At 73.1% G+C, this 14,920-nt stretch carries 16 protein-coding genes; 7 read left to right on the top strand and 9 right to left on the bottom strand.

All coding sequences use genetic code 11. The features are described from left to right. The first annotated feature begins 40 nt into the window (after positions 1 to 40). The 5 genes from ACJ5H2_RS02240 to ACJ5H2_RS02220 are packed head-to-tail and all read left to right on the top strand — an operon-like array spanning position 41 to position 4,620. Positions 41 to 1,012, top strand: a complete 972-nt coding sequence (locus ACJ5H2_RS02240; RefSeq protein WP_408897936.1) for a glutamate-cysteine ligase family protein — start codon at positions 41 to 43, stop codon at positions 1,010 to 1,012. Then, positions 1,009 to 1,974 (top strand): hypothetical protein, encoded by a 966-nt coding sequence (locus tag ACJ5H2_RS02235; RefSeq protein WP_408897935.1) that lies wholly within the window; start codon positions 1,009 to 1,011, stop codon positions 1,972 to 1,974. Before ACJ5H2_RS02240 ends, ACJ5H2_RS02235 begins: the two co-directional genes overlap by 4 nt. Positions 1,975 to 1,979: 5 nt before the next feature. Then, positions 1,980 to 2,375, top strand: a complete 396-nt coding sequence (locus ACJ5H2_RS02230; RefSeq protein ID WP_408897934.1) for an MAPEG family protein — start codon at positions 1,980 to 1,982, stop codon at positions 2,373 to 2,375. A 60-nt stretch (positions 2,376 to 2,435) separates the two neighbouring features. After that, the gene (locus tag ACJ5H2_RS02225) at positions 2,436 to 3,725 is read left to right on the top strand and encodes an MFS transporter (RefSeq protein WP_408897933.1); all 1,290 of its coding nucleotides are present in this window, start codon (positions 2,436 to 2,438) and stop codon (positions 3,723 to 3,725) included. A 10-nt stretch (positions 3,726 to 3,735) separates the two neighbouring features. After that, a complete protein-coding gene (locus tag ACJ5H2_RS02220; protein ID WP_408897932.1) occupies positions 3,736 to 4,620 on the top strand; it encodes a 1,4-dihydroxy-2-naphthoate polyprenyltransferase in 885 nt (294 codons plus the stop codon). A gap of 32 nt (positions 4,621 to 4,652) precedes the next feature. Here ACJ5H2_RS02220 and ACJ5H2_RS02215 read toward each other — a convergent pair whose 3' ends face one another. Beyond that, on the bottom strand, positions 4,653 to 4,916 hold the full coding sequence (locus tag ACJ5H2_RS02215) for a DUF4229 domain-containing protein (RefSeq protein WP_408897931.1): 264 nt from the start codon (positions 4,914 to 4,916) through the stop codon (positions 4,653 to 4,655). Positions 4,917 to 4,998: 82 nt separating this feature from the next. Here ACJ5H2_RS02215 and ACJ5H2_RS02210 point away from each other — a divergent pair, with 82 nt between their 5' ends. Beyond that, complete coding sequence (locus ACJ5H2_RS02210) at positions 4,999 to 5,238, top strand: hypothetical protein (RefSeq protein ID WP_408897930.1); 240 nt, start codon at positions 4,999 to 5,001, stop codon at positions 5,236 to 5,238. Positions 5,239 to 5,253: 15 nt separating this feature from the next. Here ACJ5H2_RS02210 and ACJ5H2_RS02205 read toward each other — a convergent pair whose 3' ends face one another. The 8 genes from ACJ5H2_RS02205 to hemL all read right to left on the bottom strand — a co-directional run bounded on the left by ACJ5H2_RS02205 (position 5,254) and on the right by hemL (position 13,354). Further along, positions 5,254 to 6,495: a phospholipase D-like domain-containing protein gene (locus ACJ5H2_RS02205; protein WP_408897929.1), complete on the bottom strand. Its 1,242-nt coding sequence runs from the start codon at positions 6,493 to 6,495 to the stop codon at positions 5,254 to 5,256. Between the two features lie 66 nt (positions 6,496 to 6,561). Continuing rightward, positions 6,562 to 7,308, bottom strand: a complete 747-nt coding sequence (locus ACJ5H2_RS02200; protein ID WP_408897928.1) for a helix-turn-helix transcriptional regulator — start codon at positions 7,306 to 7,308, stop codon at positions 6,562 to 6,564. Positions 7,309 to 7,363: 55 nt separating this feature from the next. Continuing rightward, positions 7,364 to 8,371 (bottom strand): c-type cytochrome biogenesis protein CcsB, encoded by a 1,008-nt coding sequence (gene ccsB / locus ACJ5H2_RS02195; protein WP_408897927.1) that lies wholly within the window; start codon positions 8,369 to 8,371, stop codon positions 7,364 to 7,366. After that, a complete protein-coding gene (locus ACJ5H2_RS02190; protein WP_408897926.1) occupies positions 8,368 to 10,002 on the bottom strand; it encodes a cytochrome c biogenesis protein ResB in 1,635 nt (544 codons plus the stop codon). The genes ccsB and ACJ5H2_RS02190 overlap by 4 nt, the downstream gene beginning before the upstream one ends. Further along, positions 9,999 to 10,760, bottom strand: coding sequence for a cytochrome c biogenesis CcdA family protein (locus ACJ5H2_RS02185; RefSeq protein ID WP_408897925.1), 762 nt, complete (start codon positions 10,758 to 10,760; stop codon positions 9,999 to 10,001). The genes ACJ5H2_RS02190 and ACJ5H2_RS02185 overlap by 4 nt, the downstream gene beginning before the upstream one ends. Beyond that, a complete protein-coding gene (locus ACJ5H2_RS02180; protein ID WP_408897924.1) occupies positions 10,753 to 11,334 on the bottom strand; it encodes a TlpA disulfide reductase family protein in 582 nt (193 codons plus the stop codon). Before ACJ5H2_RS02180 ends, ACJ5H2_RS02185 begins: the two co-directional genes overlap by 8 nt. Then, positions 11,331 to 12,023: a histidine phosphatase family protein gene (locus ACJ5H2_RS02175; protein ID WP_408897923.1), complete on the bottom strand. Its 693-nt coding sequence runs from the start codon at positions 12,021 to 12,023 to the stop codon at positions 11,331 to 11,333. Before ACJ5H2_RS02175 ends, ACJ5H2_RS02180 begins: the two co-directional genes overlap by 4 nt. Then, positions 12,020 to 13,354 carry a glutamate-1-semialdehyde 2,1-aminomutase gene (gene hemL / locus ACJ5H2_RS02170; RefSeq protein ID WP_408897922.1) on the bottom strand — a complete coding sequence of 445 codons (1,335 nt, stop codon included), beginning with the start codon at positions 13,352 to 13,354 and terminating at the stop codon, positions 12,020 to 12,022. The genes ACJ5H2_RS02175 and hemL overlap by 4 nt, the downstream gene beginning before the upstream one ends. 232 nt (positions 13,355 to 13,586) lie before the next feature. Here hemL and ACJ5H2_RS02165 point away from each other — a divergent pair, with 232 nt between their 5' ends. Beyond that, a complete protein-coding gene (locus tag ACJ5H2_RS02165) occupies positions 13,587 to 14,822 on the top strand; it encodes a lytic transglycosylase domain-containing protein (RefSeq protein WP_408897921.1) in 1,236 nt (411 codons plus the stop codon). Positions 14,823 to 14,920: the final 98 nt, after the last annotated feature.

Here is a 14,920-nt window from a genome sequence, read left to right as displayed (position 1 = left end):
CCATTATCTGACAGGTAGCCTTACGTTATCAGGAGATGCCATGGACCCCCGCCTGCTCCGCTCCCCCGTGGCCGCGCTGTTCGGCCCGCAGGTCCCCGGCAGCGAACGCACCGTTCGCGTGGCCGTCGAGCAGGAGCTCTTCGCGATGGACCTGTACAGCGGCGGCAGCGTGGCTCCCGCCCCGGTCCGGGCCGCGACGGCAGGCGGCTGGTACGCGCTGTGGCTCGGCTTCGAGCCGGGTGGGCAGGTCGAGCTCAGCCTGCCGCCGTCGCCGACGCCCGCCGCCGCGGCCGGGCGTCTCTCGGCGGCGACCGCCGCCCTCGGGCGCGATCTCCTGGCCCAGGGGATCGTGCTCGACGCGCGTCCGGTGCGCCGCTGCGACCCGGCCACCCCGCGCCACCTGCACACCCCGCGGTACGACGCGATGGAGCGCCACCTCGACACGGTCGGTCCGGCGGGCCGGCGGATGATGCGGGCCACCGCGTCGACGCAGGCCTGTCTCGACTGGTGGCCCGGCAGAGCCGGCGCCGAGCAGTGGCGCCTGCTGCTGGCGGGCCCGTTCCTCGCGGCCGCGACCACCCGCACCACCGGTCCCGCGGGGCGGCTGGCCACCTGGCTCGCCGTCGACCCGGGACGGACCGCCTTCGACGACCGCCTGCTGCACGGCGACGACCCGGTCGCAGCCTATGTGTCCTTCGCGGCCGGGGCGACGGACTTCCTGCGCCAAGGACCCGCCGCACACCTGAGCACGCTGTTCCCACCCGTGCGCCCGCGCGGGCGCTATCTCGAGATCCGCTTCCCCGACGCCCGGCCGGCCCGGGAGGTCGGCGCCCTGCTGCACGGCCTGGCCGCCCTCCTGTACGACGACGAGCGCCGTCGTACCGCCCTCGCGTCGCTGGGACCGGAGCGACCCCGCCTGGCCGAGCACTGGGCGGCAGCGGCCGCGGGGACCGGTGATGCCGAGCGCGGCCGGGCGCTGCTCTCCGACGGGCCGCGGAGGGCCGCCGCATGAGCATCCTGGTCGTCGCGGACGACTGGTCGACCCTCGACCCGGCGGTCGACGCGACCGTCGGCCTGGTCGCGGCGGCCCAGGACCTGGGCGTCGCCGTCCAGGTCTGCACCCCCGAGGACCTCTCGGTGGTCGCAGGCCGGGTGCTGGCCCGGGCGACGCCGGTGACGCTCGGCCCCCGCGCCCGCGGAGACGACCACCGATGGCTGGTCAGCACACCCTGGTGCCGTCTGGGTCTCCCGCACACCGTCGACGTGGCCGCGACCGCACAGCTGGTGCTGCTGCGGATCGACCCGCCGGTGGATGCGCGCTATCTCCACACGACGTACGTCCTCGACCTGGTCGAGGCCGCCGGCACCCGGGTGGTCAACCGACCCGAGGGCGTGCGCGCCCTGCACGAGAAGCTGGTCGCGCTGCACTTCCCCGAGCTGTGCCCGCCGACCTTGGTGACCCCGGACCCCGCGCAGGTACGCCGGTTCGTCGCCGAGCACGGCTCGGTGGTCCTGAAGCCGGTCGACGGCTTCGGCGGCCTCGACGTGTGGCTGCTCCGTCAGGACGCCTCCACCCGAGCGCTCGCGGAGTCCGCGACCGCCGGTGGTCGTCGGCACGTGATCGCCCAGGCCCACCTGTCCGGCGTGGCCGCCGGGAACAAGCGGCTGTTCCTGGTCGACGGTGAGGTGATCGGCGCCGTGCTCCGCCATCTCGACCCCGGTGACTTCCGGATCGGGCCACCGTCCGCGCGCGCGGTCGTCGACGACGCCGACCGGCGCATCGTCGCCGCGGTCGCCCCCCTGCTCGCCCACCACGGCATCGCGACCGCCGGCATCGACGTCATCGACGGCCGGCTGATCGAGGTCAACGTCACCTGCCCCGGCGGGACGAGCAAGACCGACGCCCTCCTGGGCACCGACCTGTCCGGCGCGACCGTGCGCCGGCTCCTCCCGAGAGTCGAGGCCAACGCATGAACCCGATGAGCACCACCGTGATCACCTGCATCGCCGTCATGGGCATCCTGCTGTTCGTCCTCGGCGCGAACGTCACCCGGCACCGGGCGGTCCGCGGCGCCGACGGGCCGCAGCTGCCCACCGACCCGGCCGACCGGCTGCTCATCGCGCAGCGCGCGCACGGCAACGCCGCCGAGTACGTCCCGACCCTGGTCGTCCTCCTCGTGGTCTGCTCCACGCTGACCGACGGCTGGTGGCTCGACCTGCTCGCGATCGCCGCGACCGCGGCGCGCCTCCTGCACGCCTCCGGGATGCTGTCCGCCCCGAGCCTGGCGGAGCACGGCCCGGTCCGCGACGCCGGAGCGATGCTCACCTACCTGTCCGGCGTCGCGCTCGGGGTGACGGCACTCTTCGCGATGTGACCGGCGCCCCGCCGGAAGTCCTTCGACAGCGACGGCGACCGCGACGTAGGTTCTCTCTTGATGTCAAGAAGGATCTCGGAGCGCGTCGTCCGCCTCGCCGGCCCCACCCCGCTCGTCCGCCGGCTCTCGGGCCAGTCGGTCCTCTCCGCCTTCGGCGACGGGGTCTTCCTGACCGGGAGCGCCGTCTTCTTCACCCAGATCGTCGGCCTCTCAGCGGCCCAGGTGGGCCTGGGCCTCTCCATCGCAGGGCTGGTCACGTTCCTGCTCGCCGTCCCGCTCGGCAGGCTCAGCGACCGGTACGGCGCCAAGCGGGTGTGGGCGCTGGCCTCCCTCGCGGAGGCGGTGCTCTACCTCGCCTGGCTCGTGGTCGGCGGCCTGCTCGCCTTCGTCGCGATGATGGTCGTCCTGGAGAACGTCGCGGCGACCAGCCGCTCGGCCCGCAACGCCTACCGCTTCGACGTCTTCCCCCGCGAGGAGCGCGTCGCGTCCAATGCGTACTTCCGTGCGGCGCGCAATGTCGGCTACACCTTCGGCGCACTGCTCGCCGGAGTCGCCCTGGCGACCGACGACGACACCGTGATCCGCGCGGTCCCGATCGCCACGGCCGCCCTGCTGACCCTCAACGCCGCGCTGGTCGCGCGGCTCCCCTCGGTCGTCCACCACGCCGAGGAGGCACCACTGGAGGCGGTCCTCGAGACCGTGGTCGACGGCTCCACTCCCGACCGACGCAGGGCCCTGCGCAACCGGGGCTATGTCGCGATGGCGGTGTGCGGCGGCGTCCTCGGCACCCATCAGGTCCTGCTCAACGTCGTCATCCCGCTGTGGCTGGTGGACGAGACCGACGCCCCGCGAGTCCTGCTCGCGTGGCTGTTCGGCACCAACACCCTGATGGCCGTGCTGCTCCAGGTCGCGGCCGCGCGCGGGGTGACCACGGTCGCCGACTCGCTGCGCGCCCAGCGCCGCGGCGCCTTCTTCTTCGTGCTCTCCTGCGGGATCGTGCTGGTCACGCACGACACCGTGGGCTGGGTGACGATCGCGCTGGTGTGGATCGGCCACGTCACCGTCACCGGCGCCGAGCTCTTCCAGTCGGCCGGCGAGTGGGGGCTCCAGGCCGAGCTGTCCGACCCGGCGCGGCGCGGCGAGTACCAGGGCGTCTCGCAGCTGGGCTACACGCTCGGCACGGTCTGGGCTCCGGCCGCCTACACCTTCCTCGCCATGGAGTGGGGCACACCGGGCTGGCTGGTGATCGCGGCCATCGTCGTCGTCGCGGCCGTGGCCATCCACCCCGCCGCGCGTGCCGCGGAGCGGCACCTGACCCGGCTGGACGCACCGGCCACGCAGCCTGCTTGAATCGACGGCTATGGCCACTGCAGCGCACTGGATCGCGGGCGCCCGCGTCCGCACCCTCCCCGCGGCCGTCGCGCCGGTCGTCGTGGGCACCGCCGTCGCGGTGTGGGACGACCGCGGCGTGGCCTGGAAGGCGCTGCTCGCCGCGGTCGTCAGCCTCGCGCTCCAGGTCGGGGTCAACTACGCGAACGACTACTCCGACGGCATCCGCGGCACCGACGACGACCGGGTCGGCCCGCTGCGCCTGGTCGGCTCGGGCCTCGCCAGCCCGGGTGCGGTGAAGCGGGCGGCGTTCGCCGCCTTCGGCGTCGCGGGGGTGGCCGGCCTGGTGCTCGCCGCGACGACGTCCTGGTGGCTGGTCCTCGTCGGCGCCGTCAGCGTGCTGGCGGCCTGGTACTACACCGGCGGCTCGAAGCCCTACGGCTACCTGGGCCTCGGCGAGGTGATGGTCTTCGTCTTCTTCGGCCTCGTCGCCGTCGTCGGCACCACGTGGGTCCAGACCGAGCGCTGGGGCACCGCGGGGTGGGCGGCCGTGGCGGCCGGCGCCGGTGTCGGCGCCCTGGCCTGCGCCATCCTCGTCGCGAACAACCTGCGCGACATCCCCACCGACCGGGTGGCCGGCAAGCTGACGCTCGCGGTGCGGCTGGGCGAGCGTCGTACCCGCGGGCTCTACGCCCTCCTGGTCGCTGCGTCCGCGGCGGCCGTCGTGGTCCTCGCCGCCCTCACCACGTGGTGGGCGCTGCTCGGCCTCGGCTTCCTGCTTCCGGCGGCCGCCGCCGCCCGGGTGGTGCTGGGCGGCGCCCAGGGACCGGCGCTCATCCCGGTGCTCCAGCGGACCGGGATCGCGGAGCTCGCGTGGGCCGTGCTGGCGGGTGCGGGGCTGCTCGTCGGCGCCTGACCGTGGCTCGGCGCGGGCTCCCGCGACCCGCCTCAGTCCTCGGTGTCCTCCTTGGCGCGTATCTCCTCGTACCGCTGCGACATCCGCTGGGCGCGGCCCTCGACCTTGGCCGCGAACGCCGAGCGCTGCCGCTCGAGCAGGACGTACGACGCGACGCCGCTCACGAGAAAGGCGATCACGATGACCAGCAGCACGTTGACGGTGTCGGCGAGCAGCAGCCAGATCCCGCCCACGAGACAGAACGCGCCGACGAACAGCCCGGCCCGGAGGGCCGTGTAGATCCAGAACTCCTTCACGTCGCCAGGGTAGGCGCGACGCCGCGGTCCGCGGTCATCGGCACCGGCCGCCGGGCAACCGGCGGGGGCCTACCCTGGAGACGTGAAGCTGTTGCTCGTCGTCCTCGTCTTCGCGGCCGTGACCTATCTCGCGGTCCGCTGGCTCCAGGACCGCGGCCACGGCGACCAGCCCGCCGTCCGGCGTACGCCGAGGCCGAAGCCCCCGACGCGCCCGGTCGCGCCGGACGACGACGAGAGCTTCCTGCGCGACCTGGAGTGGCGCCGCCGCCAGCAGGAGCGGCGCAAGGAGAAGCCCCAGCCGCCGGACGGCCCCGACGCCTGACCGACCCGCCGTCCCTCAGCCGGGGGTCGACAGCGACCAGAGCCTGTTGAAGTACCGCACGTAGGCGTCGTGGGTGGTCGACGAGCCGAGGCGGAGCACGATCTCGTCGGCGATCCGGCCCGGCGGCGTCCACACCTCCGAGCCCATCCAGGTGCGGTAGACGCGGCCGCCGGCGGCGTTGTCCCACGACGCCGTCATGAACTTGTGATGGTGGAAGTGATGCTGGCCGGCGGCGTCGTTCCAGTCGTAGTTGCGGAACTGGATCCCTGCCCGCTTCATGTCCGCCTCCGCGGTGCCGTCCGTGGGGCTGGAGTCGATGTAGACGATCCTGGCGCCGGCCCTGGCCTTCGCGATCAGCGCGTCGGCGATCGCGCCGGCGCGCGCGCCGAGCAGCGCCGACATCGAGATGCGGATGACCAGGTTCCGGGTCGGCAGCGCGTTGATGCGGTTGACGACGGGGTCGGTCTGCCCGGGGTTGTTGGGGTTGACGTAGACCTGGGAGACGCCCTCGGTGAGCGTGCGGAAGGGGTTCGTGACCGGGTCGTCGGCCATCAGCTGGTTGTGGATGCCGACCCAGAACGAGTAGAAGGTGGACCACCCGACGGTCTGGTAGGCGTCGTTCGCCTGGTACTCCCGCGCGTGCTCGGTGAGATTGGAGGAGGTCACGATGACGACCTGCCCCTTGCCACCGGTCTCGGAGAAGGACACGGCCTTGATGTGCTGGGTCCCCGACGTGTAGGCGTCGGACCCGCGCGCGCTGTAGACGGCACAGGTGAGCCGGACGTCCGCCGCGCGCAGCGTCGCGACCGCACCCGAGGTACAGGTCTTCCTCGCGACGACGACCCTGACGTCGACCCCACGCCTCGCCGCGGCCGCCAGCGCGCCGGCCACCGCGGGGTCGGTGAACGTCATGGACGCGACCCGGATCTGGCCGCTGCTCGGGGTGGCGTTGATGTTGGCCACGATCCGGTCCAGGATCGCGTCGCCGGTGCCGTCGTGCGCGTTGGCGAAGATCGGCCCGGCCACGGGCGCCGCGGCGGCCGCTCCGGTCTGGACGGACGGCGCGCGGTCCACCGCGCGCGCGGCAGCACCGTGGCCTGCCGAGGCCAGGGACACGGTCGCGAGGACCAGCGCAGCGACCCCCGTCCACCGCGCGGGTCGAACAATCCTGTGGTTCAGCACCTTCACCGTCTCCCGTCTCGAACGCTCTCCTCGGCGCCGCCCGGCGACCAGCAGGTCGGGGACGGCACCGCCCATGTCCGCGACAGGCTAGGAGCGCCCGCGGGCCGTCACGGTGGTGGTTGCGGGTTCCCGCAACGGCCGTCAGCGGTCCGCCGCGGGGCCGCGGTGGCTGTCGAGTGCGTACGCGAACCCGAGCGCGAACCGGGAGCCCGCGCCGTAGCGTGCCATCAGGGCGGCCACCTCGGACTGGACCGTGCGCGTGCTGATGGACAGCAGCGAGCCGATCTGGGTGTCGGTGTCCCCTCGCCGCAGCAGCTCGAGGATCAGCGTCTGGCGGACCGTCGGTCGGGACGGCTCCCCAGCCCCGTCGAGATCGCGGCACGGTCGGGCGTGCGCGGCGACGGCGCGCCAGTAGCCCAGGGCCGCCTCGACCGCCGTGGGTGAGGACAGGCGCAGGATCGACCGCGTGCCGACCGGTCCGCTCATCAGCACGAAGCGGTAGTCGACGATGCGCATGAGCACGGGCGCGAAGCTGGCGAAGTAGATGTCCTGGGAGCCCGGCTCGGCGGCGAGCAGGCCCCAGACGGCGGCCTCGGTGCCACCGAGGTCGAAGACGCTCTTCATCCTCAGGCCGCGCTCGACCATCGCCCGGTTGTTCGACAGCGAGCGCGCCAGCTCCGACGCGGAGGCCGCCGGGGTCGTCGACAGCAGGTGCGACCACCGCTGCGACTGACGGATCGTCCACCGCGCGAGCTCGCCGTCGGACGCCACGATCTCTGCGCCGGACCCGGCGACGTCCACGACCTCGAGGGCCTGGATGCGACAGGCGAGCAGGCGCAGGGCGGCGTCCAGCACCTCCTGGTGCGCGACGAAGTCGCCGACAGGCATCCGGCCTCCCCTCCGCGCCGCGCGGCCTACCGGAGCGCGGGTGCGTCCGCGGCCGTCATCGCGACGGTGAGTGGACCGGCTCGACGACCCGCTCGACGGCGTACGCGTGCTGGCTCGTGGTCGAGAAGTAGTTGATCCCGATGAAGTTGAACCACAGCGTCGCGAGGCCGACCAGCGCGAGCATCGCGGCCTTGCGGCCCTTCCAGCCGGCGGTCGCGCGGGCGTGGAGGTAGCCGGCGTACACGACCCAGGTGATGAACGCCCACACCTCCTTGGGGTCCCAGTTCCAGTAGCGCGACCACGCCTCGTGCGCCCAGATCGGGCCGGTGATGAGCACGGCGAAGGTCCAGACCGGGAAGGCGAACGCGTGCACCCGGTAGGCGAGCCGGTCGAGGGCGTCCAGCTGCGGCACCCGGGCCAGCCAGCCGGACAGCTCGCGGCCCGCGGCGCTCGCGCGGCGCTCGGCGCGCATCCGGACGAGGTACATGATCGAGGCGATGCCGCCGAGCGTGAAGGCGCCGGTGGCGATCACCGCGGAGACGACGTGGATGACCAGCCACGGCGAGTTGAGCGCCTCGGTCAGCGGCGCCACGGCGTCGTAGAGCCAGATCACGGCGACCATCAGCGTGGCGACGACGAATCCCACGACGATCGGGCCCATCCAGCCGAGCGCGAACCTGCGGTAGAGGACCAGGTAGAGCAGCGCGACGACGAAGGTCCCGGAGAGGGTGAACTCGTACATGTTGCCCCAGGGCACCCGGTTGGGCTCGGCGGCCATGCCGCGGCCGACCAGGCCGACGAGGTGCGCGGTGCAGGCGATCGCGGTCAGGATCAGGCCGAGGCGCCCCAGGAAGGCCGCCCGGCTCGCCCGGCTCGCCTCACCCTGCTGGCGGCTCTCGTCGCCCGGGACCTCCGGCGCTCCGGCGCCGACCAGCTGGCGCTCGGTGGCCGGCTGGCGCAGCGAGGCCCACTCGGCCAGATAGACGACGAGGGCGAGGAAGTACACGATCCCGGCCGTCGCGACGCCCTGGTTGCTCAACGTCTCCCACGCGGTGTTGCTCACGGCTGCCTCACGTTCTGCGGTGTCTCCTGGAGCTGGGCCAGGACCGAATCCAAGATCTCGTCCATCTCGCCGTTCCCGGAGCGGTCGAGCACGGCGACCTCCACGCGGGTCCCCCCGGCGCCGTCCATTGTGCCCTCGGCCCCCGCGGCCAGCGGCACGGCCCGCACCCAGACCCGCCGGGGCCGGATGAAGAGCGAGGCGCAGAGCCCGACCAGGGCGAGGATGACGCCCGCCAGGGCGATCCCCTTGCCCGGGGTCTGGCTGATCTGGACGCGGATCCATGGCTCGACCCGCTCGAAGGTCACCGACCCCAGCCCGTCGGGCAGCGTCACGGTGTCCCCGGGCTGCAGGTCCAGGCGCAGCGGCTTGCCGTCCTCGTCGACGACCGGCGTCGCCTTGCTCTTGTCGAGGACGTAGACCGACTGGGAGCGCCCCTCCTCCATCCCCAGGTCGCCGGTGTAGGCCAGCATCGACAGGGTGGGGTTGAGGTCGTCGCCGAAGACGGTCACCGGGTTGCCGTCGACCATCTCGAAGCTGGGGAAGAACAGCCCGTCCAGCCCGACCCGGCCCGGCTTCTCCGAGGGCGGCTTGACCACGCCGTACGACAGGAAGCTCGCGTCGCGCGGGAGGAAGACCGTCGGTCCGGTGGAGACGATCTCCCCGGCCGCGTCGCGCACGGTGATGACCGGCGCGTACCCGTGGCCGATGAGGAAGACCTCGGTGCCGTCGATGTCGAGAGGATGGTTGACCCGCAGGTCGTACTTCCGCTCCGGGCCGTCGCCCACGCGGTAGGTGAGCGCCGCCTCGAACTTGCGCGCCTGGCCGAACCGCGGCCCCTCCTGCAGCCAGTCGACGGAGAACTCGTCGACGGAGAACCGGAAGCTGTCGAGCTGGTCCGGGCCGAAGAGACCGCCGGGCTTGAAGTCGTCGTACTGGGTCAGGGTGTTGCTGAAGGTCGAGCCCTGGACCACGATCACGCCGCCCTGGTAGCCCCACAGGCTGCCCATCCCGACGCCTGCCAGCACGACCAGCAGGGAGAGGTGGAAGACCAGGTTGCCCGCCTCGCGGAGGTAGCCGCGCTCGGCCGCGACGAAGTCGTCTCCCGGGGCCCCGGAGGTCGCGCCTGTCGAGGCACGGAGCCGGTGGCGGCGGCCGAGGACGGTCCTGGCGCGGTCGAGGACCTCGGTGGGCGTGAGCTCGGTCGTGTACGACGCGTGCACCGGGAGCCGGGTCAGGTTCCTCGGGGCTGCCGGCGGCTGGGCGCGCAGCGCGCGGTAGTAGACCAGCAGCCGCGGGATGATGCAGCCGACCAGCGAGAGGACCAGCAGCAGGTAGATCGCCGAGAACCACGGCGAGCTGTAGACCGAGAACAGGTCGAGCCGCTCGTAGACGGGCGTGAGCTTCGGGTGCTCGTCCTTCCACCGCGTCACGGCGAGCGAGTCGACGCCGGCCTGCGGGATCACCGAGCCGGGGATGGCGGCGAGGGCGAGCAGGAGCAGCAGGATCAGTGCCGTGCGCATGGACGTGATCTGCCGCCACGCCCAGCGACCCAGCTCGCGGGCGGTCAGCTCGCCGGGGCGCCGCTCGTCGGTGCGCCGCTGGGCGACCTGCCGGTCCTCGCTGGTGCTCACAGCGACACCTCGAAGTTCGCCACGAGCTGGATCTGCACCCACTGCACGAGGTGGTCCCACCACCCGGTCAGCATGAGGACGCCGATGAGGACCAGGAAGCCTCCGCCGATCCGCATCACCCACTTCTGGTGGCGCCGCACGAAGCCGGTGACGGCGAGGGTGCGGCGGTAGGCCAGCCCGGCGACGATGAACGGGATGCCCAGGCCGAGGGCGTAGCACAGCGAGAGCAGCGCGCCGCGCATCGCCGTGGCGTCGGTGTAGGTGAGGTTCAGGATCACGCCGTAGGTGGGGCCGACGCAGGGCGACCATCCGATGGCGAAGAGCGCACCGATGAGGGGGGCGGCGCCGAGGCCGACGGCCGGGATCCTGTGGACCCGGAGGTCCCGCTGGAGCCAGGGCAGCGCGCCGGCGAACACCAGGCCGAGAACGACCAGGACCAGGCCCAGCCCGATCTGGATCTCGTCGTCCCAGCGACGCAGGGAGCGGCCGACCGACCCGAAGGCCGCACCCATGAGGACGAACACGACTGCGAAGCCGAGCACGAAGAGCACCGACCCGAGCAGCATCCGCCCGCGGCGCCGGCCACCCTCACCCGCGACGATGTCCGCGCCGGACAGACCGGTCGCGTAGGAGAGGTAGCCCGGCAGCAGGGGCAGCACGCACGGCGAGAAGAAGGAGACCAGGCCGACGAAGAGGGCCACGGGCACCGCGATGCCGAGGGAGCCGGCGACGGCCTGCTCCTGGAGCCACTCAACCATCGGACTCCGCCAGGGCGTCCTCGACGAGGGTGGTCAGCGTCGTCTTGGACGGGACCGGGCCGTTGATCAGCGCGGCCACCCGGCCGGACCGGTCGAGGAGCACCGTGGCGGGCATCGACGGCGGCGCGTACCGGCCGAGCTCGAGCAGGGTCTCGCTGCCCGGGTCGTAGAGCGAGGGGTAGTCGACGCCGCGGTCGCGCTCGAAGGCGGCGGCGTTCTCCGGCGCGGCGTCCCGGATGTTGATGCCGACGAAGGCCACCTCGCCCGGCTGGTCCCGGCCCAGCTCGTCCTCGGCCTCGACGAGCATCGGCATCTCGCTGCGGCAGGGCCCGCAGCCGGACCACCACACGTTGAGGACGACGACCTGGCCGCGCAGGTCGGTGACGTCGAGCGGCGCGCCCTGCACCGTCGTACCGCTGATCTCGACGGGCTTCTCGCGCTCGTCCGCCTCGACCGAGACGACCGCTCCGGTCCCCGCCACGTAGTCGAGGTCACCGGTCCCGCCGACGTCCGAGCACGCGGTGGTCAGGGCGAGCAGCGCGGCGAGGACCACCGCGCGGGCGGTGCGGGTCATGCCGAGGGCGTCCCCTCGGGCCGGTTCTCCTCCGGCGCGTCACCGGCCGAGAACGGCGCGGCGATGTCTCCGGTCGGGATCAGGTCGATGGCGGGCTCGGCATAGGAGATCTCGACCAGCTCCTCCCCGTGGAACCCGAACGACGTGATCGAGCACAGGGTGCACTGCCGCTTGCGCGGGTCGTGCAGGAAGGAGCGCTTCTCCGCGGCCAGGCGGGTGGTCCAGATCGGCAGCTGGTGGGACACGAGCACCGCCTCGTGCCCGGCGGCGTCCCGGCGCGCGTCGTGGACGGCCGCCATCATCCGCTCGACGATCGCCCGGTACGGCTCGCCCCACGACGGCCTGAACGGGTTGTAGAGGTGGCGCCACAGCAGCGGGTTGCGCAGCGCGTTGTTGCCCTTGCCGAAGGTCAGGCCCTCGAACCGGTTGGTCGACTCGATCACCCGCGCCTCGCGGCCGACCTCGAGGCCGAGCGCGGACGCCAGCGGCGCGGCGGTCTCCTGCGCGCGCTCGAGCGGCGAGGACCGGATGACGGTGATGTCGTTGCGCTTGAGCGCCTCGGCGACCCGGTCGGCCATGGCGCGGCCGCGCTCGGAGAGGTGGAAGCCGTCGCGGCGCCCGTACAGGATGCCCTTGGGGTTGTGGACCTCCCCGTGGCGGACGAGGTGGACGGTCGTGTCGGGGGTCATGCGCTCTCCTCCAGGACGGACGCCGCGGCGCGGGCGGCGGCGGGCAGGGCGTCGAGGACCTGCTGGACGGCCCGGTCGTCGTGCGCGGACGAGACGAACCACGCCTCGAAGGCCGACGGCGGGAGATGGACGCCCTGGTCGAGCATGGCGTGGAAGAGGGCGCCGTACGCCGGCACGCTCGTGCGCTGGGCGTCCGCGAAGCTGGCCACGGGGTCCTCGGTGAGGAAGACGGAGAACATCGATCCGGTCGACTGGATCACGTGCGGAAGCCCCGCGGCGGCGAAGGACTCGGCGATCCCGGCGCGCAGAGCGTCGGCGACCACGTCGAGGCGGGCGTAGACCTGGTCGTCGGCCGCGGTCAGCGTGGCGAGGCCGGCGGCGGTGGCGACCGGGTTCCCGGCCAGCGTCCCGGCCTGGTAGACGGGGCCCTCCGGCGCGAGATGGGCCATCACCTCGGCGCGCCCACCGAAGGCCGCCGCCGGGAAGCCGCCGCCCATCACCTTGCCGAAGGTCATCAGGTCGGGCACCCATCCCTCGACCGCGCCGTCGGTGCCCCACTGGCCGGCGGCGGAGACCCGGAAGCCGGTCATCACCTCGTCGCTGACGAACAGCGCGCCGTGGGCCCGGCAGGTCTCGGCCAGGAACCGGTTGAAGCCGGGGGCCGGCGGGACGACGCCCATGTTGCCAGGGGCCGCCTCGGTGATGAGGCAGGCGATGCGGTCGCCGTGCTCGGCGAAGGCCGCGGTGACCGCGTCGGCGTCGTTGTAGGGCAGGACGAGCGTCAGCTCGGTGGAGCTCGCGGGCACGCCCGGCGTGCCCGGGATGGAGAAGGTGGTCAGCCCCGAGCCGGCCGCCGCGAGCAGCGAGTCGACGTGGCCGTGGTAGCAGCCGGCGAACTTCACGACGATGTCACGGCCGGTGAAGCCGCGCGCGAGCCGGATCGCCGACATGGTCGCCTCCGTGCCCGAGGACACCAGGCGCAGCCGCTCCACCGGCGTGCGGGCCACGATCGCCTCGACCAGCGCGACCTCGCCCTCGGTGGGAGTGCCGTACGACGTCCCGCGGCTCACGGCCGCCTGGACCGCCTCGAGCACCGCGGGGTGGCCGTGGCCGAGGAGCATCGGTCCCCAGGAGCAGATCAGGTCGACGTACTCGTTGCCGTCGACGTCGGTCAGCCACGGTCCGGTGGCGGACCGGATGAAGCGGGGCGTGCCGCCGACGGCGTTGAAGGCCCGGACCGGGGAGTTGACGCCACCGGGGGTCACCGCGCGGGCCCGGGCGAAGAGGGCCTCGGAGGTCGGTGTGGCTGGTCGGGTCAGGGGTGCGGGCACCGCGCCATTGTCGCCGATGGCCCCCAATCGCCCGACATCGCGGTCCGCCCCACGCCGCGGCCCACGGGCGCAGCCGATGGCGCGGCCCATAGCACGCGCGCATACTTGTGCGCGGGATCATGTGACACCCGTAACGTCGGTGTGTCACGATTCGTTGACTCGGTGCACAGGTGGGCACTGAGGGAGAGCCCGCGCGATGGGGCCACTCGTGGCCAGGGGAGAGAGTCAGGACATGTCGAGGAAGCGTCTGGGGCGGCTGCAACGCGTCGCCACCATCATTCCGCTCGCTCTGCTGTCGGCAGCCTGGACCGCATCGGTCGCCGGCATCGGCGGCGTCGGGTCCCCCGTCCAGGCGGCGGAGACGCCCGGCCAGGTGACCGACGGCACCAGCGTGCCCGAGGAGTCCATCGAGGACCCGGCGAGCCTCTCCGACCCGTCCGCGGTCGAAGGCCTCGAGGACGGCAACGAGGCGGGCATCGTCTCCGCCGCGTCGACCAACGCGATCCCGGCGGCGGCCCTCGCCGCCTACCAGCGGGCCGAGACCGTCATCAACTCCGCCGACGAGTCCTGCAACATCACCTGGCAGCTCATCGCCGCGATCGGCCGCGTGGAGTCCAACCACGGGCGCTTCGGCGGCAACGTGCTCGACAACGACGGCGTCGCCACCCCGGGCATCTACGGGCCGGCGCTCAACGGCCAGGGCAACGTCAAGGCGATCTCCGACAGCGACGCCGGCGTCTACGACAACGACACCGAGTGGGACCGCGCGGTCGGCCCGATGCAGTTCATCCCCTCGACCTGGCAGGTCGTCGGCGTGGACGCCGACGACGACGCCGCCCGCAACCCGCAGGACATCGACGACGCCGCGCTCGCCGCAGCCGTCTACCTCTGCTCCGGCGACGGCGACCTCTCCACGGTCGTCGGCCAGCGGGCCGCGGTCTACCGCTACAACCACAGCCAGGCGTACGTCGACCTGGTCCTCAAGATCATGAACGCCTATCTCGAGGGCGACTTCACCTCGGTGCCGAACAACTCGACCGCCGCGGGCTATGTCGTCCCCGAGCCGCCGAGCTACGACGTCCGCGGCCCCGGCAGCATCAAGAAGGGCAAGGGCTCGAAGGGCACCACCACCGGCTCGCCCACCCCGCCCCCGACCACCGGCACCGACGGCGGCACCGGCGGCGGCACGGGTGGCGGCGGCACCGGCGGCGGTGGCGGCGGCACCGGCGGCGGTGGCGGCGGCACCGGCGGCACCCCGTCGATCCCGAAGACCAACACCCCGCTCGACCCCGTCATCGAGGGCGTCGACGAGGGCGTGGGCGCGGTCACCTCGAACCTGATCAGCGGCGTCCTCGGGCTCCTCGCCAAGGACGACGCCCAGGCCGCCTGCCAGTCGGCGTACCCGAAGCTGACCCAGTCGCTGCAGCTGGTCAACTGCCTGCTGAGCTACGGCCTCAAGACGCCGTAGCACCCCGCACGACCCGCGAGAGCCCCGGACCTGTCCCCCCAGCCCGGGGCTCTCGGCGTTTGTGGGCCCGAGCGTGGCGCAGATCGGCGGCCGCGCAC

It is taken from the genome of Nocardioides pymetrozini (genome assembly GCF_046058985.1).
In the GTDB taxonomy this organism is placed as follows: domain Bacteria; phylum Actinomycetota; class Actinomycetes; order Propionibacteriales; family Nocardioidaceae; genus Nocardioides.
The sequence above is the reverse complement of the archived record's forward strand: the minus strand, read 5'-3'. Positions and strand labels throughout refer to the sequence as shown.